The sequence below is a fragment of the Pseudomonadales bacterium genome, from assembly GCA_024234165.1.
GTDB lineage: Bacteria > Pseudomonadota > Gammaproteobacteria > Pseudomonadales > UBA5518 > UBA5518.
The window spans coordinates 1,189,193-1,212,236 of sequence record JACKOP010000001.1 but is presented as its reverse complement, the minus strand read 5'-3'; the positions used below and the strand labels follow the sequence as shown (position 1 = coordinate 1,212,236).

The 23,044-nt window shown below is 65.2% G+C and carries 19 protein-coding genes; 8 read left to right on the top strand and 11 right to left on the bottom strand.

The window, feature by feature from the left end:
- Window positions 1-91: 91 nt before the first annotated feature.
- A complete protein-coding gene (locus H7A12_05210) occupies window positions 92-1,483 on the top strand; it encodes a DUF1254 domain-containing protein (protein MCP5320212.1) in 1,392 nt (463 codons plus the stop codon).
- The gene (locus H7A12_05205) at window positions 1,480-2,661 is read left to right on the top strand and encodes a cytochrome P450 (protein ID MCP5320211.1); all 1,182 of its coding nucleotides are present in this window, start codon (window positions 1,480-1,482) and stop codon (window positions 2,659-2,661) included. Before H7A12_05210 ends, H7A12_05205 begins: the two co-directional genes overlap by 4 nt.
- 40 nt (window positions 2,662-2,701) lie before the next feature.
- On the opposite strand, the gene H7A12_05200 is transcribed toward H7A12_05205, so the two are convergent.
- Together H7A12_05200 and H7A12_05195 are read right to left on the bottom strand one after the other, a co-directional pair.
- Window positions 2,702-3,616 (bottom strand): hypothetical protein, encoded by a 915-nt coding sequence (locus H7A12_05200; protein MCP5320210.1) that lies wholly within the window; start codon window positions 3,614-3,616, stop codon window positions 2,702-2,704.
- Window positions 3,617-3,619: 3 nt separating this feature from the next.
- Window positions 3,620-4,195, bottom strand: a complete 576-nt coding sequence (locus tag H7A12_05195) for a LemA family protein (protein ID MCP5320209.1) — start codon at window positions 4,193-4,195, stop codon at window positions 3,620-3,622.
- A gap of 234 nt (window positions 4,196-4,429) precedes the next feature.
- Between H7A12_05195 and H7A12_05190 the strand changes: the two genes are divergently transcribed.
- From H7A12_05190 to H7A12_05175, 4 genes are read left to right on the top strand one after another with little or no spacing between them, the layout of a single operon-like run.
- Window positions 4,430-7,018: a TonB-dependent receptor gene (locus H7A12_05190; GenBank protein MCP5320208.1), complete on the top strand. Its 2,589-nt coding sequence runs from the start codon at window positions 4,430-4,432 to the stop codon at window positions 7,016-7,018.
- A gap of 26 nt (window positions 7,019-7,044) precedes the next feature.
- The gene (locus tag H7A12_05185) at window positions 7,045-8,085 is read left to right on the top strand and encodes a helix-turn-helix transcriptional regulator (GenBank protein ID MCP5320207.1); all 1,041 of its coding nucleotides are present in this window, start codon (window positions 7,045-7,047) and stop codon (window positions 8,083-8,085) included.
- A 13-nt stretch (window positions 8,086-8,098) separates the two neighbouring features.
- Complete coding sequence (locus tag H7A12_05180; GenBank protein MCP5320206.1) at window positions 8,099-8,998, top strand: tyrosine-protein phosphatase; 900 nt, start codon at window positions 8,099-8,101, stop codon at window positions 8,996-8,998.
- Window positions 8,995-10,236 (top strand): MFS transporter, encoded by a 1,242-nt coding sequence (locus H7A12_05175; GenBank protein ID MCP5320205.1) that lies wholly within the window; start codon window positions 8,995-8,997, stop codon window positions 10,234-10,236. The genes H7A12_05180 and H7A12_05175 overlap by 4 nt, the downstream gene beginning before the upstream one ends.
- Window positions 10,237-10,240: 4 nt before the next feature.
- On the opposite strand, the gene H7A12_05170 is transcribed toward H7A12_05175, so the two are convergent.
- Genes H7A12_05170 through hyfB form a run of 6 tightly spaced genes read right to left on the bottom strand, consistent with a single transcriptional unit; the run spans window position 10,241 to window position 17,336 of the window.
- The gene (locus H7A12_05170) at window positions 10,241-10,741 is read right to left on the bottom strand and encodes a formate hydrogenlyase (protein MCP5320204.1); all 501 of its coding nucleotides are present in this window, start codon (window positions 10,739-10,741) and stop codon (window positions 10,241-10,243) included.
- 7 nt (window positions 10,742-10,748) lie between these two features.
- Entirely contained in the window at window positions 10,749-12,257 is a 1,509-nt protein-coding gene (locus H7A12_05165) for an NADH-quinone oxidoreductase subunit C (GenBank protein ID MCP5320203.1), read from the bottom strand.
- Entirely contained in the window at window positions 12,254-13,705 is a 1,452-nt protein-coding gene (locus tag H7A12_05160) for a hydrogenase 4 subunit F (protein ID MCP5320202.1), read from the bottom strand. The genes H7A12_05165 and H7A12_05160 overlap by 4 nt, the downstream gene beginning before the upstream one ends.
- Window positions 13,706-13,711: 6 nt before the next feature.
- Window positions 13,712-14,377 (bottom strand): formate hydrogenlyase, encoded by a 666-nt coding sequence (locus H7A12_05155; GenBank protein MCP5320201.1) that lies wholly within the window; start codon window positions 14,375-14,377, stop codon window positions 13,712-13,714.
- A gap of 5 nt (window positions 14,378-14,382) precedes the next feature.
- Window positions 14,383-15,333, bottom strand: coding sequence for an NADH-quinone oxidoreductase subunit H (locus H7A12_05150; GenBank protein ID MCP5320200.1), 951 nt, complete (start codon window positions 15,331-15,333; stop codon window positions 14,383-14,385).
- Window positions 15,330-17,336 (bottom strand): hydrogenase 4 subunit B, encoded by a 2,007-nt coding sequence (gene hyfB, locus H7A12_05145; GenBank protein MCP5320199.1) that lies wholly within the window; start codon window positions 17,334-17,336, stop codon window positions 15,330-15,332. Before hyfB ends, H7A12_05150 begins: the two co-directional genes overlap by 4 nt.
- 159 nt (window positions 17,337-17,495) lie before the next feature.
- Between hyfB and H7A12_05140 the strand changes: the two genes are divergently transcribed.
- The gene (locus H7A12_05140) at window positions 17,496-17,726 is read left to right on the top strand and encodes a CopG family transcriptional regulator (GenBank protein ID MCP5320198.1); all 231 of its coding nucleotides are present in this window, start codon (window positions 17,496-17,498) and stop codon (window positions 17,724-17,726) included.
- A gap of 280 nt (window positions 17,727-18,006) precedes the next feature.
- On the top strand, window positions 18,007-18,591 hold the full coding sequence (locus H7A12_05135) for a superoxide dismutase [Fe] (protein ID MCP5320197.1): 585 nt from the start codon (window positions 18,007-18,009) through the stop codon (window positions 18,589-18,591).
- Between the two features lie 87 nt (window positions 18,592-18,678).
- Here the strand turns inward: H7A12_05135 and H7A12_05130 are convergent, their stop codons facing one another.
- From H7A12_05130 to H7A12_05120, 3 genes are all read right to left on the bottom strand, one after another.
- Window positions 18,679-19,311, bottom strand: a complete 633-nt coding sequence (locus tag H7A12_05130) for a lytic transglycosylase domain-containing protein (protein MCP5320196.1) — start codon at window positions 19,309-19,311, stop codon at window positions 18,679-18,681.
- Between the two features lie 171 nt (window positions 19,312-19,482).
- Window positions 19,483-21,876 carry a phosphoketolase family protein gene (locus H7A12_05125; protein ID MCP5320195.1) on the bottom strand — a complete coding sequence of 798 codons (2,394 nt, stop codon included), beginning with the start codon at window positions 21,874-21,876 and terminating at the stop codon, window positions 19,483-19,485.
- Window positions 21,877-21,906: 30 nt separating this feature from the next.
- Entirely contained in the window at window positions 21,907-23,043 is a 1,137-nt protein-coding gene (locus H7A12_05120) for an acetate kinase (GenBank protein MCP5320194.1), read from the bottom strand.
- Between the last annotated feature and the right edge of the window lies 1 nt (window position 23,044).

The window sequence follows — 23,044 nt, the reverse complement described above, 5'->3', positions numbered from 1 at the left end:
GCAGTCTAGAGCAAAACCGGAACGGACCGGATTACGTACCCGTTACACTCTGCAGGCACGCTGCATGCAGCAGATACCAGGAGAAAACCGGATGCGCACTCGCTTTGCCAGTACCCTGATCGCCGGCCTGCTTTGTCTGACGTTGCCGATGGCATCGTTGCGTGCCGATGCGCCGTCCCCGGAGCGCGTGCGCGAGCTTGCCCATCGTGCCTACGTCTGGGGCTACCCGATGGTCGACCTGTACGCCATTTTGCGCAGCCACGCGCTCGACCCCTCGTCGGGGGAGTACCGCGCACCGCTCAACCAGGTCGGGCACGTGCGCACGCTGGGTACACCTGACGACAAGGTGGTGGTGGCGCCGAACCTGGACACGCCGTACTCCTTCGCGTGGCTCGACCTGCGCGCGGAACCGGTGGTGGTCACGGTTCCAGCGTTCGAGCCGAACCGCTACCTGTCGCTGCAGATCACCGACCTGTACACGTGGATCGTCGGCTACGTCACGCCACGCACCAACGGACGTGGCGGCGGTGATTTCCTGATCGCCCGCGAGGCATGGAAGGGCGACGTGCCACCGGGCATCCGCCAGGTGTTCCGGTCGCCTACCGACCTCGCGCTGGGATTCTTCCGTACCCAGTTGCTGAGCCCGGATGATCTGCCGAACGTGCATCGTCTGCAGGACCAGATCATCGTGCGCCCGCTGTCGGTGTATCTCGCGAGACCCGGCGCGCCGCTACCGCGCAGGATGCCGGCACCAGTCGCGGCGATGGACGTGCGCAAGACACCGACAGACCCCGCCTTTTTCAGCATCCTGAACTGGATGCTGCAGTTCATGCCGGTGCTGCCGGAAGAGGTGGGTCTGCGCCGTGACATCGCCGCAATCGGCGTCGTTGCCGGTGAGCCGTTTCGCCTGGATGCCACCATGCAGGCGGCGGTGATCGCCGGCATGCAGGACGGGGTGGCCGAGATCGAGCGCTACGGCGCGCAGGTACGCTCCTCGGCCGAAATCTTCGGTTCGCGGGAATATCTGGGCAACGACTACGTTGCGCGTGCAGCCGGTGCGATGCTCGGCATGCTTGGCAACGCGGCCGAGGAATTCCTTGGTGTCGGTTACCCGGCCGATGCGAACGGCAAGCCTTTCGACGGGCACAAGCGCTACCGCATTCATTTCAAGCCGGACGAACTGCCCCCGGTGGATGCCTTCTGGTCGATCACGGTCTATACCCCGCAGCGCCAGCCGTACGCCAATGCGCTCGGGCGCTACGCGATCAACACGCCGATGGTTCCCTCGCTGCTGCGCGATGCCGATGGCGGCTTCACGATCGATATCCAGCACGACTCCCCGGGTACCGAGCGCGAAGCGAACTGGTTGCCCGTGCCGCAAGGCCCGTTCATCCTCACGTTTCGCGCCTATCAGCCGCGAGAGGAAATCCGCAACGGCAGTTGGCGCGCTCCACCCCCGGTACCGCAGGGAGAAGACCGATGATCAGCCTGACGCCGCTCGTACCCGAAATCGATTTCGCACGCGATGAACTGCCCGAGCTGCACGAGGTGCTGGACGGCTTGCGTTCGGCCGGGGCCGTGGTGCCGGTGCGCTACTTCGGCGAGACGGTGTGGCTGATCACGCGCTACGCGGAGTTGAAGCAGGCCTTTTCCGACGAGGAACATTTCCCGGCGGAGGCGGCCTACACGTTGCATTCGGAGCCGGCGATGGGCAAGACGCTGCAGACGATGTCGGGTGAGCGCCATCGCGTGAACCGGGCGCTGGTGTCGCGACCTTTCTTTCCGAAGGCCGTGCGTGAACTCGTCGGCTCGCTGATCGTGCCGGTAGCGGACGAACTGCTCGAACGGATTGCCGACCACGATGAAGTCGATCTGGTGCAGGCGTTTACGCGACCGTACCCGTTTACCGTGATCACGCGCATGCTCGGCATCCCGGTGGACGACGAAGCCAGGCTGCTCGAATGGGCGCTGAAGCTGATCGACTACCCATGGGACCCTGCAGGAGCCTTGCGGGCCCGCCAGGAATTCGAGGATTACGTGCAGCCGATCATCGATGCGCGCCGTGCGCAGCCCGGCAGCGATGTGATCTCGCTGCTGGCGAGTGCGGAATTCGAGGGGCAACGTCTCGGCGACGAGGAAATCCATGCCTTCCTGCGGCTGCTGTTTCCCGCCGGCTCGGATACCACCTTCAAGGTCGGCGGCAGCATGTTCTACGCGATTCTCCGTGACCCCGCGATGCGGGAGCTTGCGCAGAAGGGCGAAGCGGAGCGTGCGGCGATCGTGCAGGAGGCGCTGCGCTGGCAGCCGCCTACGGCGCTGTTGCCGCGCCGCTGCGCGAAGGATGCCGAACTCGGTGGCGTGCAGATCGGGGCCGGGGACTGGATCCTGTACGGTGTGACGGCGGCGAACAGCGATCCTGCGATGTTCGAGGATCCGCGCCGGTTCGACCCGATGCGTCGTGAAAAGAACCTGGCCTTCGGCCACGGCGAACATTTCTGCCTGGGTTCGCATCTGGCACGCGCCGAACTGGAAGCGGCGATCGAGCGTGCATTCCGGCGCTTTCCGCAGATCCACCTGACGCCGGGGCGGCCGGTACGTTTCAGTGGCGCAGTGCTGCGTGGAACACCGGAACTGTGGGTAAGGTTGCGAGCCGACGCCTGAGGTGACGGGAGCCGCCGAGGCAGGACGCCACAGTACCGCGTCAGAGCAGCCACAGTGCCGCGACCAGAGCCGTGATGCAGAACGCGAGGTGCGCCCAGCTCCAGTAGCGAAAGCGTGCTGCGATGCGTTCCGGCAGGGCGTTTGCGAGCAGGAACAGGCGCCCGTCGCGCGGACGCGCCAGGGTGTGCACCGATGCGGCGCCGGCATTCGCTCGGCCACGGCGTTCGCGTACCTCGCGCTGCGCCGCGAGCCGGGCTTCCTCCCACTCGCGCAGGTCGACCTCGCCGTTGCCGTCCTGGTCGAAACGCGTCCGCAACCGCGTGGCATCGCGCTTCCATTCGGCCAGCAGTGCGGCGATTTCGGCGCGCTCCTCGTCCGCCTCGATTGCATCCGGGCGCGCGGTGCCGAAGGCTCCGATCGCATACAGCATCGCACCGGGGAGCAACAGCCATTCGGTCACTTCGCGATCGCCCTCGTGCCAGGTCTGGCCGTTGCCCGCAAGGACTTCGGCGCCTGCGGGCAGCACGATGCAGGCACCGCTGTCGTCGACGATCCGGAACGGCAGTTCACTGCGCCCGTGGTCGATCGTGACCCACCGGTTACGGCGGTCGCGCTTGCGTACCCGCCACGCGTGCCAGCAACACGGCGTCTGGCGAAAACGGCTGGTGGTCCCCGACTCGGGCAGCGCCTCGCTGCGCCCGAACAGCTCGACGTAGCCCTGCGCAGCCGATGCGATGCGCGAGGTCGGCAGATCGCGCATCTGGCGGTAGCGGCGATAGTTGGCCGCCCAGGCGACTGCGCTGATCGCAGCGATCAGCAGCAGCGCCCATGGCCACACGGCAGGGCGGTCGGCCTGAGCGGCGCCGACGAAGACGAACAGTTGTGCGGAGCCGCCCAGCCACGCCGGGCCGTGCAGACGGGCAGCCGCGATCTGGCGGGTCCGGCGTACGGGCACGGATCAGGAGCGGAACAGTGAGCCGATATCGACGTCCGCAGTCTCCGGCGCGGTGAATTCCAGCAGTTCTGCTGCCTTGAAGCCGAAACGGCGGGCGATCAGCACGTCGGGGAACTGTTCGATGCGGATATTGTTCAGGTTCACCGACTCGTTGTAGAACTCGCGGCGATCCGCAATGGCGTCCTCGAGTGCCGAGATGCGCGTCTGCAGTTGCTGGAAGGTCTGGTTTGCCTTCAGCTCGGGGTACGCCTCGGCGAGCGCGAACAGCCTGCCGACCGTGCTGCGCAACCCGCCTTCGGCCTGTCCGAGCGAGCGCATGTCACCGGAGGCCTGCGCCGCCTGTACGCGTGAGCGTGCCTCCATCACCTTCGTCAGCGTTTCCTGCTCGTACTGCATGTACTGTTTGCAGGTTTCGACCAGTTTCGGCAACTCGTCGTGACGCTGGCGCAGCAGCACGTCGATGTTGGCCCAGGCGCGCGTCACGTTGTGTTTGAGCTGCACCAGCCCGTTGTAGAGCATGACCGCATAGACGGCAGCCAGCACCACGATGGCCAGTACGGCGATGGCCGCGATTCCCATGATCTCTACCCCTGTTCGTGCTGCGCCTTGCGTGCAGAGTCTAGACGGTCCACCGCGTACGCGCTGCCGGGTGCGTCATTCTTGTCATGGTCAGGGTTGGCGGCGATTGGCGGTTTCGGCAAGGGTGCGTGCACGAAACGGCAAGCCGGAATTTCAATGTCTTCGAATAGTCTGGCTCGGAATGCCCGCAGCCTTATAGACTGGGTCCCCGCGCACAATAATCAGGAGAGCTCCATGAGCCGTCACCGGTTTGCCCGTTCCTTGCTTGCCGTTGCCGTCCTTGGCGTGATGTGCGCCAACGATGTGGCTGCAGCCGAAGGCCTCGAGGAGATCGTCGTCACCGCGCAGCGGCGCGAGGAGAACCTGCAGAAGGTGCCGATTTCGATCACGGCATTCAGCGCCGATGCCATTGCCCAGCGTGGCATCAACGGCATGGGGGATATCGTTTCGATCGTTCCGAACATGAACGGCTTCGATTCCCCGGACAAGCGTGGCAGCGTTTCGGTTTCGTTGCGTGGCGTCAGCAGCGGCAGCACCAATATCTCGTTCGACCCTGCCAACGCGATGTATATCGATGGTGTTTACCTCGGCAAGACGCTCGGGTCCGCACTGGATGTGGCCGAGATCGAACGCATCGAGGTACTGCGTGGCCCGCAAGGTACCCTGTACGGCCGTAACTCCACGGGCGGCGCGGTCAACTTCATCAGCAAGCGTCCCTCCGGGGAGTTTGGCGGCAAGCTGACCGCCAGTGTGGGCAATCACAATTTGCGCAGTGCGCGCGTCTACCTGGATCTTCCGGCGCTGGGTGTGGAAAACGAAGGCGCCGGAACGCTTTCTGCCAGCATCGGTGCGCAGTTGCGCAAGCGCGACGCCCTGTACGAGAACCGTAACCGCGCGCGCGATGACTTCGACAACCTCGACCGGCGTGCCGGGCGGCTCGCGCTGCTGTGGCAGTTGCGCGAAAACATCGCGGTCGATTACAGCTACGACACCAGCAAGATCGACGAATATCAGTCGCTTCAATATCCGGTGGGTGTGACACCCGTGAACCTGGCGGGCGTCTCCCGTGTCACGGCGCTGGACGGATATCTGAGTGCTGCGAATGCTGCGTTGAACAGCAGTGCTGGCCCGCTGGCTGCGGCTGCAGCCGCCGATCCTACCTTCGGGCGGTGGTACGGCTCGGTGCAACAGGCTCGTTCTGCTCTCGCCGGCCTGGGCAGCGAAGCACGTCCCGGCCACGGTGCCAGCGATGTCGACGGCTACGCGACAAGCAAGGGGGACGGTCACAGTCTGATTGCGAAATGGGATCTCGAGGATGTCGCTGTGTTCGGCGATGTCACGTTGAAATCGATCAGTGGTTATCGCACGGTAGAGCAGAAAGTGCTGACCGATCTCGACGGTTTCGACAACAGCATCGACCCTGCTACCGGGGTGGGCTTCGTGAACGACAGCACGTTGGGCGCGCTCTATCAACTTTATGCGGGGCAGGCCAATCCGTTGTTTGGATCCGCAATGCGTGCGCGCACGGCGACGGTGTGGAACGCTGCAGATCGCTTCGGTGTCGGCTACGCGGTAGGAATGGCCAACGTCGACTACACCCAGTGGTCCGAAGAGCTTCAGATGATCGGCAGTGCCGGTCAGATCGACTACGTGCTCGGTTTGTACTGGTTCAAGGACGAAGGCAAGACCCGCGGGTTGGCGGCCTATGCCGCTCCGGTCGGTGGCATCGGAGCACGGAATTTCGATAACGAGACCAGTGCGAAAGCTGCCTTTGCACAGCTCACCTGGCGTCCGGCCACGTTCGAGGATCGCCTGGCCCTTACGCTGGGTGCGCGCCGCACCGTCGAAGAAAAGAAGGTCACCTACCTGTTCGCCGACGCCGGCAACCCCCTGGCTCCGCCGCCCAGTGTGCCGGTCTTCGATGGCGTGCCGGTGCCGACGGCCGTCTACGGTACGCGTGGCAGCAGGAGTTTCAGCAACAACTCCGGCATGATCAACGCCGCCTATCAGCTCACCGATGACATCAACGTATTCGCAAAATATTCGACGGGCTACCGCAGCGGCGGCTTCAACGGTGATGTGTTCGGCAATTCCTTCGACGAGGAAACCATCGAGCAGTACGAGATCGGTGCCAAGTCTGACTGGTGGGACCAACGCCTGCGCCTGAACGTGGCGCTGTTCCGCTACACCTACGATGACCAGCAACTGGCGAAGATCAACGTCGACCCGGATACGGGCCGCACGTCGACGAGCATCATGAACGGAGGACTGGCCAAACGGTGGGGTGGCGAGCTGGAGCTGGTGGTGGTGCCCGTAGAGGATCTGCTGCTTGGCATCAACTACGGCTACATCCATGGCGATTTCGATCGCTTTGCCCCGACCTGCGGCAGCACCGCGTGCATCGATGCAGACAGGCTGGCGAAGCGTCCGAATTCGGCCGGCAATCAGTTCAGCCTGACGGTGGACTATACCTTCGCGCACCTGGACTTCGGTGATCTCAAGGGCCATCTGGCTGCCTACTGGCAGGACAAGAGCTACACCAGCGCGCTCACCACCGGCACATTCACCAACAACGCCACTCATACCGCGTCCGTAGTGGCCTACGACGCCACCGTCCTGGATGAGCGCACGCTGGTGAATGCACGCCTGAGCCTCGACCGGATCGCAATCGGGCAGGGTACGATGATGGTCGCGTTGTGGGGGAAGAACATCTTCAACCAGGATTACAACACGATGGTCATCAACTTCGCGACGCTGGGGCCGATCACCCAGTTGTACGGTGAGCCGCGAACCTATGGTCTCGATGTCACGTACGAATTCTGAACGCCGCCGCCGGTGATGGTGCGGACATGCTTGTGTTCAGGGTGTCCGTAGCCCAGGTACGCACGTTGCTCGCCCATGCGAGGAAGGCAGGTGTCGATACCGAGCGCGTGCTCTCCGGGTTCGGTCTCGCAGAGGGCGAGCTCGATGCCGCAACCGATCCGGACCAGCTCTGCCTGGTGCATGATCGACTCGGCCGCGAGCTGCGCATGGCGCTTGCGAGCGCCCGTGGGGTGCGGGCGTTTGGTGCCACGGATCGCGAGATACTCGTTCATTACGTGATCGGTGCGAACAGCCTGTTCCAGGCACTGGAACGCTTTGTCGGTTTCATGGGCAGCCACCGTGAGCGGACCGGCAGCGATTACCGCCTCGAGAGTGCCTCGGCCGTCGTGATCCTGCGTGCGAACCACCTGGTGGCAGGCGCGGATGACACCACAAGGCTGAGCTTCTTGCGTTCCGTCAATCAGCTGCTTTACCTGATGTCGTGGTTGAGCGGTTCGCACGTGCGGCTGCTGCGGATCGCGCTGCCGGGCGAGCCATGCAATGACGCGGCAGCCGTGCTGTGGGCGGACGAGGTTCCGGTCACCTACACCACTGCCGGGTGTGCCGAGATATGGTTTGCCCCGCAGATGCTGCAGCGTGCGGTCGTGCGCGATCTGGACGATGCGCGAGTTTTCCTGAGCTGCATCGGCAGGGAGATGCCGAGTCTCGCTACGCAGTTGTCGCTGCCTGACACCGTCAGTGAAATCATCGAACGGCATTGCCAGTCCACCGGTCGGGTGCCGAGTCTGCGGCAACTGGCCGTGGTGCTGAACACGTCTGCAACGACGCTGCGCCGGCGCCTGCAGGAGCAGGGAGGGGGGGCGGGTTTCTCGGGCCTGCGTCAGGGCTGCCAACTGCGCCTGGCGAAGCGCTTCCTGGGTGATGCCCGATTGAGCGTCGATGATATTGCACTACGCATCGGCTTTCAGGACAGCAACGCATTCCGTCGCTCGTTCAAGCGCTGGACGGGCATGACACCGTCGGCCTGGCGCAACGGAGTGTCGATGCCAGAGTCGGTGCAGTACTGATCGGAAAGTCGGCATGAGCAGATCCGTCACGAAACCGCTGGCGTGCAACGCTGCTGCGAACAACACAGTGCAGTACATCGGTGTGGCCATGCTCCTGTTTGCCACCGTGCTGGCAGGTGCCTGTGCTCGCAAGCCCGAACCCCCTCCGCTCAGCGAGCAGCAGGTGGCATTTGCAGGGGCACCGAATTTTCGCGATCTTGGCGGCTATCTGACCCGCGACGGTCGTCGGCTCAGGACCGGTATGCTGTACCGCTCCGGCAGCCTGGCGCACCTGACGGATGCCGATCTGGAGCGGCTGGCAACGCTGAAGCTGCATACCGTTTACGACTTCCGCACCCCCGCCGAAGTCGGACCTGCACCGGATCGGCTCCCGCCGGATTCCGGAATCGAACGGGTTGCATTGCCGATCGGTGACCCGGGCGTGGACGTGGAAGCGCTGCGCAAGCGTATCTACGCAGGTGATATCGAAGGTTTGCAGCTTGCGGGCTCCTACGCGAACCTCGTGCTGGACAAGAGCGACATCTATAGGGCCTGGTTCGAGGACCTGCTCGATACGAGGCGGATTCCGGGCGTCTTTCACTGCACTGCCGGCAAGGACCGTACCGGCGTGGGTGCTGCGCTGTTCCTGTATGCCCTCGGTGTCCCGCGCGAGACCGTGCTGCAGGACTACCTCGCCAGCAACTACTACCTTCACGATTCGATCGAAGGAACCGTGTGGAAGGCGCGGCTGGCATCCCGCTTCAAGGTCGATGGTGATCGCCTGCGCGCTCTGCTCGGCGTGAACGAGGGTCTTCTGGAGAACGCGTTCGAGGCAATCGAAGCTCGGTACGGCTCTCTCGACCATTACCTCGAACAAGCGCTTGGCCTCGATGCGGAGAAGCGGGAGCGGTTGCAGGCGCTCTATCTGGAATGAAGTCGAGTCGGGAGCCACACGCCGGACCAGGTCTTCACACCCTCGTGAACGACACGACGGAGCCCACCGCAGCACGCCTCTGGCATGGGCTCCATCCGGATGTGCTGAAGCTCGGCCTGGTGAGTTTCCTCACCGATCTCAGTTCGGAGATGATCTTCGCCGTGTTCGCGGTCTTCTTCACCAGCGTGGCCGGTGCTTCCAGTGCGCTGCTCGGGCTGGTCGAAGGTCTCGCGGATTTCTCGTCTTCCGCGCTCAACTACCTGGCGGGCTGGCTGTCGGATCGCAACGGACGGCGCAAGGCCTTCGTGATCGCGGGCTACGGATTCTCGACGCTGGCGAAGGCCGTGCTGCTGGTTTCGACTGCGATCACGTCGCTCGCGGTCTTTCGTGTCATCGAGCGTCTCGGCAAAGGCTTCCGCGGGCCGCCACGCGATGCCTGGCTGGCGACGGTCGCAGCGAAGGAAACGCGTGGCTATGCCTTCGGCGTGCACAAGGCGCTGGACAAGGCCGGTGCGGTGCTCGGACCGTTGCTGGCGTATGCGCTGCTGGCGTGGCTGGGCGAGAACGCTGCAGGCTATCGGGCGTTGTTCTGGGTGGCGTTCGTTCCGGCGTTGCTGAGTCTGGTCGTACTCGCGCGCATTCCGGATCAGCCCGGCGAGCGATTCGAGCGCGAGCCGATCGGCGCGAGCTGGCGAGCGCTGAGCAGCGACTTCAGGCGCTTCCTGGTCCCAGCAGCGGTGTTTTCGCTGGCCTACTTCAGTCTCGGCTTCCTGTTGCTGCGCGCACATGAGGTCGGTTTCGATCTCGCGCAGGTGGTGCTGCTGTACGCGTTGTTCAACGCGACCTGCGTGGTCGCTGCGCCTCTGGTGGGACGGTTGGGCGATCGGGTCGGGCGCACGCGCATCGTGCTCGCGGGCTACGCGCTGTACGGGCTGGTCAACCTCGGGATGGTGTTTGCGGATACCCACGCTGCCATCGTTGCGCTGTTCGCGCTCTACGGCGTCTTTTTCGCCATCGATGAATCGCAAGGCAAGGCCTTTATCGCCGATCTCGAGCCGCAGCGTCGTGCGACGGCGATCGGCGTCTACGAGTTCGCCACGGGACTGGTGTACGTGCCCGCGTCGCTGCTGGCCGGCCTGTTGTGGCTGGTATCGCCCGCGGCTGTCTTCGCGCTGGCGGCCGGACTGTCGCTGCTCGCGATGTTGCTGCTGGTGAAGCTGCAGCCGATGCGTGCCTGAGCGTTCAGCGCAGCGCGCGGCGAATGCCGTCGATGATCGCCTCGGGCGGCGGTGGGCAGCCAGGCACCGTTGCATCGGTGGCGATCACGCCGCTGGCGCCGCCATGGCTCGCGTAGCCGGCACCGAAGACGCCGCCGTCGATCGCACAATCTCCGACCGCAAGCACCAGCTTGGGTGACGGCATCGCGTCGTGGGTGCGTGTCAGGGCCTCGTGCATATGGTGCGACACCGGCCCGGTGAGCAGCAGCAGGTCGGCATGACGCGGACTCGCGACGAACTTCATCCCGTTCGCCTCGATGTTGTAATAGGCGTTGCCGAGTGCGTGGATCTCGAGCTCGCAGCCGTTGCACGATCCGCTGTCGACATGACGCATGCACAGGGCGGGCCCGAGCGCGCGTCGTGCGGCGTTGGCGGATTCTCCCGATTCCCCGGATGGCGGTGTTGCCTGAGCGCGTCTTTCGGTGATGATGCCGATACGCGCGATCTGTTTCAGGATGTCGAGCATAGGCCCCTCACAGGTCCACGCCGCTGTAGCACAGGTTGAACGACTTGTTGATCAGCGGAAAGTCGGCAACGATGTCGCCGACGATCGCATGCTCGAGTGCTGGCCAGTTGTGCCACGACGGGTCGTGCGGATGGCAGCGCCGGATCGATCCGTCGGCTGCAGTTTCCAGTGCGATGAAGACCGGGCCGCGCCAACCCTCGATGAGGCCGACGCCGAAGCCGGCGGGCATGGCTGCTGCGGGCGTGGTGCACACGGCGCCGGACGGCAGCCGGTCGAGCAGTTCGTCGCAAAGGCGCAGCGACTCGGCAAGTTCGTCGAAGCGCACCTTCACGCGAGCCGCGACGTCGCCGCTATCGGCGCTTGCGCAGTGCACCGCCAGCGAATCGTAGGGTGGCAGCGGCAGATCGGTGCGCAGGTCCCGCGCGATGCCGCTCGCGCGCGCTGCAGGACCGCTCATGCCGAGCCGGCGCGCGAGCGCCTCGCTGACGGTGCCGCTGCCCATGAAGCGATCCTGCATGCCGGCATGTTCGTCGTAGATCGCGCGCAGGCGACGTGTCTCGTCGGTGAGTACGTGCCCCTGTTGCTGCAGTAACGTGACGTCGGCCGGGGTGATGTCGACGGCAACGCCGCCGGTGATCAGCGCCTCCATCGGGTAGCGCGCGCCGAAAACCCCGGCGTTTGCGCGCAGCAGATCCTCTTTCAGGCGCATGAACTGCGCGAGTCCGACGCCGAAGCCGGCATCGTTGCCAAGTGCGCCCAGGTCTCCCAGATGATTTGCGATCCGCTCGCGCTCGAGCAGCAGGGCACGCAGGAAGAGCGCACGTGGCGGAGCGTAGAGCCCGCGTATGCTTTCCTCTGCCATGCAGAAGGCCCAGGCGAATGCGGTCGTGGAATCGCCTGCGATGCGGGCGGCGAGGCGGCGTGCATCGACCGCATCGAGCTCCGTGAAACGGCGCTCGATGCCCTTGTGTGCATAGCCGAGTCGCTGCTCGAGGCGCAACACCTTTTCGCCGACCAGCGAAAAGCGGAAATGACCGGGTTCGATGGTCCCCGCGTGTACCGGACCGACCGCGATCTCGTGCACGCCTTCGCCGCGTACGCGCACGAACGGGTATGGCGCCCGATCCGGCGTGCCACCGCAAAAGTCGCGCCGCAGCGGTGACTCGCCATCGGACCACGCGCCGTGGCGCAGCCAGGGCCGGCAGTCGCCGCCGTCGGGAACGGGGCCCGACAGATCGTGCACTGCGCGCTGCAGGCGCGCAGCCGCCGGGAACAGCTCGTCGATGCGCGGGTAGGGTGCTGCCCCGTCCGGCAATTCCAGTTCGAGGATCACGATACCTTCGGGCTGCAGGAACGCGCTTCGCAGCAGATCGCCACCGCCGTGGTCGCGCTGGTCGGTGGCCCACAGCGTGAGCAGGCGTGCACCGCTCACATACAATGCGGCGATGCGCTGCGACCACTGCGCGCGCGAGACACGGTGGCATTCGAATGGTACGGAATCCTTCATCGCAGTCATCCGATCATGCGTGCCGCGAGGCGGTACCACTCGGCCAGGAACGGCGGTATCCACAACCCGAGCATCAGCACCAGCGCGAGGTGCACGAATACCGGCAGCAGCGAGGGCGGTACCGGCAGGCGTCTGCCCGTGTGCGCGCCGAGAACCATTTGCTGCGTGCGCCCGAATATCGCGGCGAACGCTACGCCGAGTGCGAGCAGCAGCAGCGGCGTGGCCCATGGCTGCTCGCGCATCGCTGTGGTCAGGATCAGGAATTCACTGGCAAACACGCCGAACGGCGGCATACCGAGGATCGCGAGCGTGGCAAGCATCAGCCCCCAGCCGAGCGCCGGTGACAGTCCCAGCAGCCCGCGGATGTCGGCCATCTGTTGCGAGCCGGTCTTCTGTACGGCATGCCCGACCGTGAAGAAGATCGCGCTCTTGGTCAGTGAATGGACCGTCATGTGCAGCAGTGCGGCGAAGTTCGCGACCGCACCGCCCATGCCGAACGCAAACGTGATGATTCCCATGTGCTCGATCGACGAGTACGCGAACAGGCGCTTGATGTCCTTCTGTCGCCACAGCATGAATGCAGCGACCAGTACCGAGACGATACCGAAGAACATCAGCATGCGGCCCGGCAGCGTCGAGCGGATCGAACCCTCCACCAGTACCTTGCAGCGGATCACCGCATACAGCGCCACGTTCAGCAACAGCCCCGACAGTACGGCCGAGACCGGGGTGGGACCTTCGGCATGAGCGTCGGGAAGCCAGTTGTGCAGTGGGACCAGGCCGACCTTCGTGCCGTAGCCGACCAGCAGGAACACGAAGGCGATGGCGAGCACGGTGGGCTCCAGTTGCCCTTTCACGGCGTCGAGTTGCGTCCACAGCAGCGCGGCGGTGCCGGTGTGCCCGAGTACGCGTTCCGCAGCGAAATAGAGCAGTACGGTGCCGAACAGTGCCTGTGCGATGCCGACGCCGCACAGGATGAAGTACTTCCATGCGGCCTCGAGGCTTGCGGCGTTGCGATAGAGCGACACCAGCAGCACGGTGGAGAGCGTCGCGGCTTCCATTGCAACCCACAGCAGGCCCATGTTGTTGGTCAGCAGCGCGAGCAGCATCGTGAACATGAAGAGCTGGTACAGGCCGTGGTACAGACGCATGCGCCCCGGGCCGAGGCGTCCGCGATGCTGTTCGACGCGCATGTAGCGACGCGAGAACAATGCGGTGGTGAAGTTCACGAAGGCGGTCAGGGTGACCAGGAACACATTGAACGGATCGACGAAAAACTGCTCGCTGCAACAGATCTGCACGCCATTGCCGATCACGCGTACCGTCAGCAGCAGGGCCGCGATCAGCGTTGCGAGGCTGAGCACCACGTTGATTTCCGCTGCATGCCGGCGAGCGCCGGTGAACGCCAGCAGCAGCGCACCGCCCAGCGGCAAGGCAAGCAGGATCACAATCTCCATCGCGGATCACTCCTCCTTCAGCTTTTCCAGATGGTGCAGGTCGAGGCTGTCGAACTGCTCGCGGATCTGGAAGAAGAAGACGCCGAGTATCAGCATGCCGACCAGCACGTCGAGTGCGATGCCGAGTTCGACGACCATCGGCATGCCGTCGGTCGTGCTGGTGGCGGCGAAGAACAGGCCATTTTCCATCGCCAGGAAGCCGATCACCTGGGTGACCGCCTTGCGCCGCGTGATCATCATCAGGAACGCGAGCATCACGACCGCGATCGCGATGCCGAGCGTGCTCTGCGTGACCTGGTCGCCAAGCCGTGACACCGGCTGTGCAAGCCCGAACGCGAACACGACCAGCACGAGTCCGAGCAACAGCGTGGCGGGAATATGCAGCACGGTTTCGGTGTCCCAGCGCAGCTGCAGGCGTTCGATCAGCCGGTAGAGGATCAGTGGCAGCACGATCACCTTCAGCACCAGGGTCAGCGCAGCGGAGTAGTACAGATGCGGCTGCGCGCTGGACCAGGCGACGACGGTGGTCGAGCAGACCAGGGCGAAACCCTGCAGCGCGAACAGATGGATCAGCGTGCGGATGCGTCGTTGCGCGAGCATCGCGAACGAAAGCAGCAGCACCACCGATGCGAACAGGTGAATGTACTGACCGGACAGCGAAAGCGTCGGCATCGTCGTCACCCCTGTACCAGCAGCCTGACCAGCAGGCCGAGCACGGCCAGCATGAACGCCAGGGCGAGGAATTCGGGTGCGCGGAAGATGCGGATCTTGGCGTTCAGCGTCTCGATCAGAGCGAGGGCGGCGCCGGCGAGCAGCAGCTTGGTGGCGAGCACCGTCGCCGCGCTCACGAGCATCGCGGGTGAGCCGATGTCGCTCGCGATGCCCCACGGAATGAACAGCGCGAAGCCGATGCATGCGTAGTTGAACAGCTTCAGGGCAGCTGCCCACTCGATCAGCGCCAGGTGGCGCGCCGAGTACTCCAGCACCATGGCTTCATGGATCATCGTCAGTTCGAGGTGCGTGCTCGGGTTGTCGACCGGAATGCGTGCGTTTTCGGCCAGCAGCACCATCAGAAAGGCAATTGCAGCGAACGCGAGGCTCGGGTGTACCACGAGCGCATGGCTCTGGTGTGCATCGGCGATCACCGTGAGCTCGGTCGATCCGGCGATCAGTGACGCGGTGAAGAACACCATCAGCAGCGCGGGTTCGGCGAGGAAGCCGAGCATCATTTCGCGACGGGCACCCAGCGTGCCGAACGCCGTACCGGTATCCATCGCGGCGAGCGCCGAGAATACCCGTGCGGTCGCGAACAGCCCGACCAGCGCGATCGCGTCCGCCGCGTGTGCGAACGGCAGGTCCAGCGCCAGCGCCGGAATGATCGCGGCCGCCGTTGCCATCGCGCCGAACACCAGGTACGGCGTGAAGCGGAACAGTTGCGACGCGTCGTGCGCGAGAACCGCTTCCTTGTGCAGCAGCTTGCGGATCATGCGGTAGGGCTGTGTCAGCGGTGGGGCCGAGCGGTTCTGCAGCCAGGCACGACAGATGTTCACCCAGCCGAGGAACAGCGGTGCCGCGGCGATCGCGACGACCACGGCGAACCATTGCGTGACGAGTGCCGTGGCGTTCACAGCACGATCACCAGCAGCACGAGCAAGGTGAGGAAGCTGTACAGCAGGTAGACCGCGATGCGGCCCTGTTGAAGTCGTCCGACGAGGCTCCCTGCGTAGCTGACGCTGCGCGCAAGTGGCAGGTAGAGCAGGGACCAGAAGCGGTCTTCTACCCTTACCCGGTACACCGGCGATGCGTCGAGCGGAGACGGCAGTTCGCGGCGCATGCGGAAGAACGGCCCGAAGATGTGGCGGATCGGCTGGCCGAAGCCTTCGGCGCTGTCCTGCATGCGTGCGTCCTGCCGGGCAAAGCCGCAGTCCCACGCCGGGGCACGGCGTTCCGTGCGTCTGTAGATGCGGGTGGCGACGATCACGCCGATGCCGAGCAGCAGTGCGATGCCGAGCAGGAACACCAGCGGGCTGTACGAGGCGCGCTCGGCCGACAGCGGTACCAGCACCCACCAGCCCGCGGAGTCCGGGCGTGCCAGCGAGGCACCGAGCAGCGCCGTGCTGATGCCATCGAGCACGCCGATCACCAGCGCGGGCAGCAGCCCGAGCAGGATGCAGGCTGCTGCCAGCCACAGCAGTCCGAGCCGCTCCAGGCGGCCGCAGTCGTGTGCGCGCGCCAACGCAGGTTCACGCATCTGCCCGAGGAACACCACGCCGTAGAACTTGACCATCACGTAGGCTGCGAGCGCGGCAGTCAGTGCCAGCACCGACGCACCGAGCGGGATCAGCATGTTCATGAACGGGCGCGGCACCTCGGGTGTCAGCAGCAGCGCCTGCAGCATCAGCCACTCGGACACGAAGCCGTTCAGTGGCGGCAGGCCGGCGATCGCCAGCGTGCCGATCAGCGCCAGCCACGCGACCCACGGCATGCGCCGGATCAGGCCACCGAGGCGTCCGAGGTTGCGCTCGCCGGTCGCGTGCAGTACCGATCCGGTGGCGAGGAACAGCAGGCTCTTGAACATCGCATGGTTCAGGCAGTGATACAGCGTCGCAGCCAGCGCGAGCGCGGCTGCTGTCGGCATCTGCTCGGCCTGGAACAGCAGCGCAAGCCCGCAGCCGGTGAATACGACGCCCAGGTTTTCGATCGAGGAGTATGCGAGCAGGCGCTTCATGTCGGTCTGCACCGCAGCAAAGACCGCACCGAACAGCCCACTGAAAAGTCCCAGTGCGAGCAGCACGGCGCCCCAGTGCCAGATCGGTGCGGGCAGCAGATCGAAGCTGACCCGCAGCAGGCCATACACGGCGGTCTTCAGCATCACGCCGCTCATCAGTGCCGATACCGGCGACGGTGCGGCGGGGTGCGCTTCCGGCAGCCAGACGTGCAGCGGCACCAGTCCGGCCTTGGCGCCGAAACCGATCAGCGCGAGTGCGAAGGCGAGCGTCGCGCGCGATGGGGCCAGATCCGCCGTGCGCATGGCGTCGAAGCTGAACTGCCAGCTCCCGCCCTGCAGCACGCCGAAGCAGAGCAGGATCGCGATCGCGCCGACGTGCGCGAGCAGCAGATAGAGGAACCCGGCGTCGCGGATCGTGGCGATGCGGTGCTGGGTCGTGACGAGGAAATAGGAGGCGAGTGCCATCGATTCCCAGCTCACCATGAACGTGTAGGCGTCGTCGGCGAGCAGCACCATCGCCATGCTTGCGAGGAAGACGTGGTACTGCAGGCACAGCAGTCCCGGGGGTGTGCCTTCGCTGACACGGAAATAGCCAGCCCCGAACACACTGATGCCGGTGGAGGCGCTGCCGAGCAGGAACAGGAAAAACGCTGCCAGCGGGTCGATGCGCAGGTGCACCGGCAGCTCCGGCAACCCGAGCGGCAGGATCGTCGTGCTTGCCGGCGCGGACAGCCCGGCGAACCCCGCGACCGCGAGCACCAGACTTGCAGCCGCCCCGAGCGGGAACAGCAAGCGTGCGACCAGTGCGGTATCGTGCGGACGCAGCAATCCGCTCGCTCCGATCACGAGCCACCCGACCACCACGGCCAGGCTGGCACCCAGGACCGACACCGGCTCAGCCATGCCGATCGTCCGCGCTGCGAGATGGATTGACGGTTCCTCTCGTCATGCGACAACCTCCGCCCGACACGAGCTGCAAGATGCTGCCCGCGTCTTGAATCATGTTAATCTGATTTGCATCGTGTTTGTCGTCAATGTGAATTTGATGCTTGGATCATGAGTATGGAAAACCGCACTGCACGACTCACGGTATTGATCGACCCGGGCAAGAAAGCCGTTTTCGAGCATCTCTGCGCACGTGAGGACCAGACGCCGTCGCAGGTGGTGAGACGCCTGATCCGCGAGTACATCGAGAGCCGGCTCGGGCATCCGTGGCGGCCGGGCGACACGGTGGAATCGACGCTGTTGCAGAATCTCGAGCGCGAACCTGCCGACGGCGGAGAGGTTTCCTGAGGAATGCGGTGCCCATGCGCGTGGCAAGGGATGTTGGTCGCGGCTGCGTTGCCCGATGCGAAGGTGTTGCCACGCGCCTCGAAACGTTTTGCGACACCCTCTGATACCCAAGCAAATGCGTCAACGATTGCCCCGCACCGCCGATGCGCCTAGACTCCCCGGGTCCACGATGCCGAACCCGTCCGATTCACCGTTGGACGCAGGTCGGCATTCATGCCGACAGCCCCGGGTCCACGGCGCTGCAGCCGTCCCGATTCACCCCTGCAAGGAGAACATAGCCATGGAACACCAGTTGCCCGCGTTGCCGTACGCACGTGATGCACTTGCACCGCATATGTCGGCCGAAACCTTCGACTACCACTACGCGAAGCACCATCAGGCCTACGTCACGAACCTGAACAACCTGATCAAGGGCACCGAGTTCGAGAACCGCTCGCTGGAAGAGATCGTGAAGACCGCGCCTGCCGGGGGTGTCTACAACAACGCCGCCCAGGTCTGGAACCACACCTTCTTCTGGAGCTGCATGAAACCGGCCGGTGGTGGCGCGCCGAAGGGTGCTCTCGCCGATGCGATCAACCGCAAGTGGGGCAGCCTGGACGAATTCAGGAAGGCGTTCCAGACGAGTGCGGTCGGCAATTTCGGTTCGGGCTGGACCTGGCTGGTCAGGAAGTCGGACGGCAGCGTGGACATCGTCAACACGGGCGCCGCCGGAACCCCGCTGACCACCGGCGACAAGGCACTGCTGTGCGTCGACGTGTGGGAACACGCCTACTACATCGACTACCGTAACCTGCGCCCGAAGTTCGTCGAAACCTTCCTGGCGCATCTGGTGAACTGGAGCTTCGCCGAAGCCAACTACGGCTGAGACCTGCCACTCAGGAACGCGGACGCCCCGTACGGGGCGTCCGTTTGCGAACGGACTGCCACCGGCGCTGAATGCGTCCGGATATCGTCAGGCGCGGGTGCGGTAGCGTTCGTGCAGCAGTTTCACGCGCTGGACATAGGTCACGGTTTCGGCAAACGGCGGTACGCCACCGTATTTCGCCACAGCGCCGGGACCCGCGTTGTACGCAGCCGTCGCCAGCGTCACGTCTCCCCGGTACTGCTCGAGCAGCATCGCCAGGTATTTCACACCACCCTCGATGTTCTGCTGCACCACGAAGGCGTTGCTGACCCCCATGTCGCTGGCGGTTCCCGGCATCAGTTGCATCAGGCCCATCGCACCCTTGCGCGAGCGCGCGTTCGGGTTGAAGCCCGACTCGGCGTGGATCAGCGCGCGTATCAGCGCCGGATCCACGTCGTAGCGTCGGGCTGCGGCGGCGATCTGGGTGGTGTACTCGGTGGTGAACAGTCGTGTGGCGTACCAGTCGACGCGGGAGTGTGGATCGCAGGCGTAGCAGGAAAACTCCATCACACTGAACGAGTGCTGCCGTGCCGGAACCTGGTCGGTGAACGCCACGACGCCGTTCGACTGGCGATACGTGAAGACGCGATAGCGCGGTGCATCGTCGTTCACGTTGCCGAAGCTGTTGCGCTTGCCGGTGCCTTCGGTCGCCTGCACGGCAAACGCCAGCAGGCAGCCCATCACCACCACCAGTGCACGGTGGAGGGGCGAAAGGGCCGGGCGAGCACTGCCGGGAAGGTTCATCGTGCCGGGGTGACTGTCGTTGTGCCGATGCCTCAAGGTTAGCCCATCTGGCTGCGCTGGCAACCGCGCGCGGGCGCTGGCGTGACCGGTCTCACGCACACGGATTCTTCATCGTTCGTTGCCCGGCCAGGTCCAGTCGCGGATCGCGGGCGGATCGATGCCGTGCTCGTGCGCATACTGCAGGCAGTCGTAACGGCGGTTGCGCAACTGTTGCTTGGCGTGCGCTCCACGCGCCTGCAGGCGTGGCACGCGGTCGATCACGTCGATCGCGAGGCTGAAGCGGTCCACCTCGTTCTCGATCGCGAGCTCCAGCGGCGTGTTGATGCTGCCGCGTTCCTTGTAGCCGCGTACGTGCAGGTTGTCGTGGTTCGTGCGCCGGTACGCGAGGCGGTGGATCAGCCACGGGTAACCGTGGAAGTTGAAGATGATCGGCTTGTCGACAGTGAAGATGCTGTCGAAATCGCGGGTGGACAGTCCGTGCGGGTGTTCGGTTTCCGGAGTCAGCGTGTAGAGGTCCACCACGTTGACGAAGCGTATGCGCAGGTCGGTGACCAGTTCGCGCAGCAGCGCGACCGCTGCCAGTGCCTCGCGCGTTGCCGTGTCGCCGCAGCCGACCATCACCACATCCGGTTCGCTGTCATGGTCGCTGCTGGCCCACTCCCAGATTCCGATGCCCTGCGCGCAGTGGCGGCGTGCAGACTCGATGTCGAGGTACTGCAGGTGCACCTGCTTGTCGCACACGATCACGTTGATGCGATCGGTGGTGCGCAGGCAGTGTTCGCTGATCACGAGCAGCGAATTCGCATCCGGCGGCAGGTAGATGCGCGTGACCTCGGGGCTCTTGGTCACCACCACATCGAGGAAGCCGGGATCCTGGTGAGTGAAACCGTTATGGTCCTGGCGCCATACCGTCGAGGTGATCAGCAGGTTCAGCGAAGACACCGGAGCGCGCCACGCGATGCGTTGCGCCGTCGCGAGCCACTTGGCGTGCTGGTTGAACATCGAATCGATCACGTGCGCGAACGCTTCGTAGGTCGACAGGAAGCCGTGGCGACCGCTCAGCAGGTAGCCTTCCAGCCAGCCCTCCAGCGTGTGCTCGCTCAGGTATTCCATCACCCGGCCGTCGCGGGCGAGCTCGCCGCCGTCGGCGTCCTCGGGCAGCATTGCCGCGAGCCAGGTCTTGCCGCTTGCCTCGTAGACTGCATCGAGCTTGTTCGAGGTTGTCTCGTCGGGACCGAACACGCGAAAGTCACGGGGATTTGCGCGCAGCGTATCGCGCAGCAATGCACCCAGCGGACGCGTGTTGCCCGCACTGTCGTGCCCCGGGGCGGATACGGGTACCGCGTACGCACCGATATCCGGCAGTCGCAACGGGCGGCGCAGCAGGCCGCCGTTGGCGTGCGGATTCGCGCTCATGCGCCGCGCGCCGTGCGGCACCAGCGCACGTAACGGCGGCAGCGGAACACCCTCGGCATCGAACAGTTCCTGTGGCCGGTACGAGCGCAGCCACTGTTCGAGCAGACGCAGTTGCTCCGGATCGTCGCGTACCGCCGCGAGCGGCACCTGGTGCGCGCGCCAGCTGCCCTCGATGCGCTTGCCGCCCACGTGGGTGGGGCCAGTCCAGCCCTTGGGCGTGCGCAGCACGATCATCGGCCAGCGCGAACGCCGCACGTCGCCACCGCCACGCGCCTGCTGCTGCGCGAGGCGGATTTCCCGCAGGCAGGCGTCGAGAGCATTCGCCATCGCGCGGTGCATCGCTTGCGGCTCGTCGCCCGCGACCACGTGGGGCGTCCAGCCGTGGCCGCGCAGCAGCGCGTCGAGCTCGTCGTCGTCGATGCGCGCGAGCACCGTGGGGTTGTTGATCTTGTAGCCGTTCAGGCTCAGCACCGGCAGTACCGCGCCGTCGCGCACCGGGTTCAGGAACTTGTTGCCGTGCCAGGCAGTAGCCAGTGGCCCGGTTTCGGCCTCGCCGTCGCCGATGACCACGGTCACCAGCAGATCGGGATTGTCGAAGGCGGCACCGAAGGCGTGCGACAGCGAGTAGCCGAGTTCGCCGCCCTCGTGGATCGAGCCGGGTGTCTCGGGTGTGCAGTGGCTGCCGACGCCGCCCGGGAACGAAAAGTTGCGGAAGAATTCGCGCATCCCGTCGCGGCCCTCGCCGCGATCCGGGTAGACCTCGCCGTAGGTACCCTCGAGCCAGACCGGCGCCAGTACGCCCGGAGCGCCGTGGCCTGGTCCGGCCAGGAAGATCGCGTCCAGGTCGTGTGCGAGGATCAACCGGTTCAGGTGCGCCCACGTGAAGCTCAGTGCGGGGCTTGCACCCCAGTGTCCGAGCAGGCGCTGCTTGATGTGCTGCGCCTGCAGCGGTTGCTCGAGCAGCGGGTTGTCGCGCAGATAGATCATGCCGGCCGCCAGGTAGTTGCAGGCGCGCCAGAATGCGTCGATCCGTGCGAGTGTCGTTGCGTCTGGTGCCTCGCTGGCCTGCTGGATGGTCTGGGTCATGGTCCGGTTCTCCTCGGCTTCTGCAGTCGTTCAGGTATTGATCACTGCCATCACTTCGCGGGCGATCTCGAGTTCCTCGTTGTCCGGGATCACGAGCAGCGCGACCCGCGAGGACGGCGCGTGGATCGTCCCGCCGGAGCTGCCGCTACAGGCGGCGTTGCGCATCGCGTCGAGTTCGATGCCGAAACACTCCAGCCCCGCAAGCACGCGCGCGCGGATGCCGGCGTCGTTTGCGCCGATACCGGCCGTGAATACCAGCGCGTCGACGCGCCCGAGCACCGCCATATAGGCGCCGATGTACTTGCGCACGCGGTAACAGTAGATCGCCACGGCGAGTTCGGCGTCGGCATTGCCGGCAGTGGCCAGCGCGTGCACTGCACGCATGTCGTTGGTGCCGCACAGGCCACGCAGCCCGCAGTCGTGGCTCAGTGCGCGTTCGAGTTCGTGCGGATCGATGCCCGTGCGCAACAGGTGCAGCAGTATCCCGGCATCCAGATCACCGGCGCGGGTGCCCATCACGAGTCCTTCCAGTGGCGTCATGCCCATCGAGGTGTCGACCGAGACGCCACCCCTGACGGCCGCGACGCTGGAGCCGTTGCCGAGGTGCAGCGTGATCAGGCCGAGCCCTTCGGCGGGGGCACCGAGCAGACGCGCCGCTTCACGGCTGACGTGACGATGCGAAGTGCCATGGAAGCCGTAACGGCGCACGCCGTGCTGACGCCACGCCGCGGGCACCGCGTACTCGCGCGCCACCGCAGGCAGGTCATGGTGGAATGCGGTATCGAACACGGCGATCTGCGGGCGTCCCGGCAGCAGCTCCGTCGCGAGCGCGATGCCGAGACGGTTCGCCGGATTGTGCAGCGGTGCCAGGTGATCGAGCTGCGCGAGCGTGGCGAGGGCGGCATCGTCCATGCGCACCGATGAGCGGAAGTGCGTGCCGCCGTGCACCACGCGGTGTCCGGCTGCGACGATCGCTTCGCGCGCGTCGAGACTGGCCAGCACTGCGGCGAGCGCGCTGCGGTGATCGGGAGGGCCGCCCTCGTCACCGGCTTCACCGATGCGCTCGATCCGGCCGCCACGCAGTTGGCGCTCGTCGCGCATGTCGTAGACGCTGTATTTCAGCGAGGAACTGCCGCAGTTGATCACGAGGACCGGAAGGTTCGGCATC

What these genes read in the sequence shown, in the direction of transcription:
- H7A12_05170 (MCP5320204.1), bottom strand. Translation starts at nt 10,741, where the DNA reads ATGCTCGACATCCTGAAACAGATCGCGCGTATCGGCATCATCACCGAA.
- H7A12_05135 (MCP5320197.1), top strand. Translation starts at nt 18,007, where the DNA reads ATGGAACACCAGTTGCCCGCGTTGCCGTACGCACGTGATGCACTTGCA.
- H7A12_05175 (MCP5320205.1), top strand. Translation starts at nt 8,995, where the DNA reads ATGAAGTCGAGTCGGGAGCCACACGCCGGACCAGGTCTTCACACCCTC.
- H7A12_05125 (MCP5320195.1), bottom strand. Translation starts at nt 21,876, where the DNA reads ATGACCCAGACCATCCAGCAGGCCAGCGAGGCACCAGACGCAACGACA.
- H7A12_05155 (MCP5320201.1), bottom strand. Translation starts at nt 14,377, where the DNA reads ATGCCGACGCTTTCGCTGTCCGGTCAGTACATTCACCTGTTCGCATCG.
- H7A12_05165 (MCP5320203.1), bottom strand. Translation starts at nt 12,257, where the DNA reads ATGACTGCGATGAAGGATTCCGTACCATTCGAATGCCACCGTGTCTCG.
- H7A12_05130 (MCP5320196.1), bottom strand. Translation starts at nt 19,311, where the DNA reads ATGGGCTGCCTGCTGGCGTTTGCCGTGCAGGCGACCGAAGGCACCGGC.
- H7A12_05190 (MCP5320208.1), top strand. Translation starts at nt 4,430, where the DNA reads ATGAGCCGTCACCGGTTTGCCCGTTCCTTGCTTGCCGTTGCCGTCCTT.
- H7A12_05185 (MCP5320207.1), top strand. Translation starts at nt 7,045, where the DNA reads ATGCTTGTGTTCAGGGTGTCCGTAGCCCAGGTACGCACGTTGCTCGCC.
- H7A12_05160 (MCP5320202.1), bottom strand. Translation starts at nt 13,705, where the DNA reads ATGGAGATTGTGATCCTGCTTGCCTTGCCGCTGGGCGGTGCGCTGCTG.
- H7A12_05195 (MCP5320209.1), bottom strand. Translation starts at nt 4,195, where the DNA reads ATGGGAATCGCGGCCATCGCCGTACTGGCCATCGTGGTGCTGGCTGCC.
- H7A12_05140 (MCP5320198.1), top strand. Translation starts at nt 17,496, where the DNA reads ATGGAAAACCGCACTGCACGACTCACGGTATTGATCGACCCGGGCAAG.
- H7A12_05210 (MCP5320212.1), top strand. Translation starts at nt 92, where the DNA reads ATGCGCACTCGCTTTGCCAGTACCCTGATCGCCGGCCTGCTTTGTCTG.
- hyfB (MCP5320199.1), bottom strand. Translation starts at nt 17,336, where the DNA reads ATGGCTGAGCCGGTGTCGGTCCTGGGTGCCAGCCTGGCCGTGGTGGTC.
- H7A12_05120 (MCP5320194.1), bottom strand. Translation starts at nt 23,043, where the DNA reads ATGCCGAACCTTCCGGTCCTCGTGATCAACTGCGGCAGTTCCTCGCTG.
- H7A12_05180 (MCP5320206.1), top strand. Translation starts at nt 8,099, where the DNA reads ATGAGCAGATCCGTCACGAAACCGCTGGCGTGCAACGCTGCTGCGAAC.
- H7A12_05205 (MCP5320211.1), top strand. Translation starts at nt 1,480, where the DNA reads ATGATCAGCCTGACGCCGCTCGTACCCGAAATCGATTTCGCACGCGAT.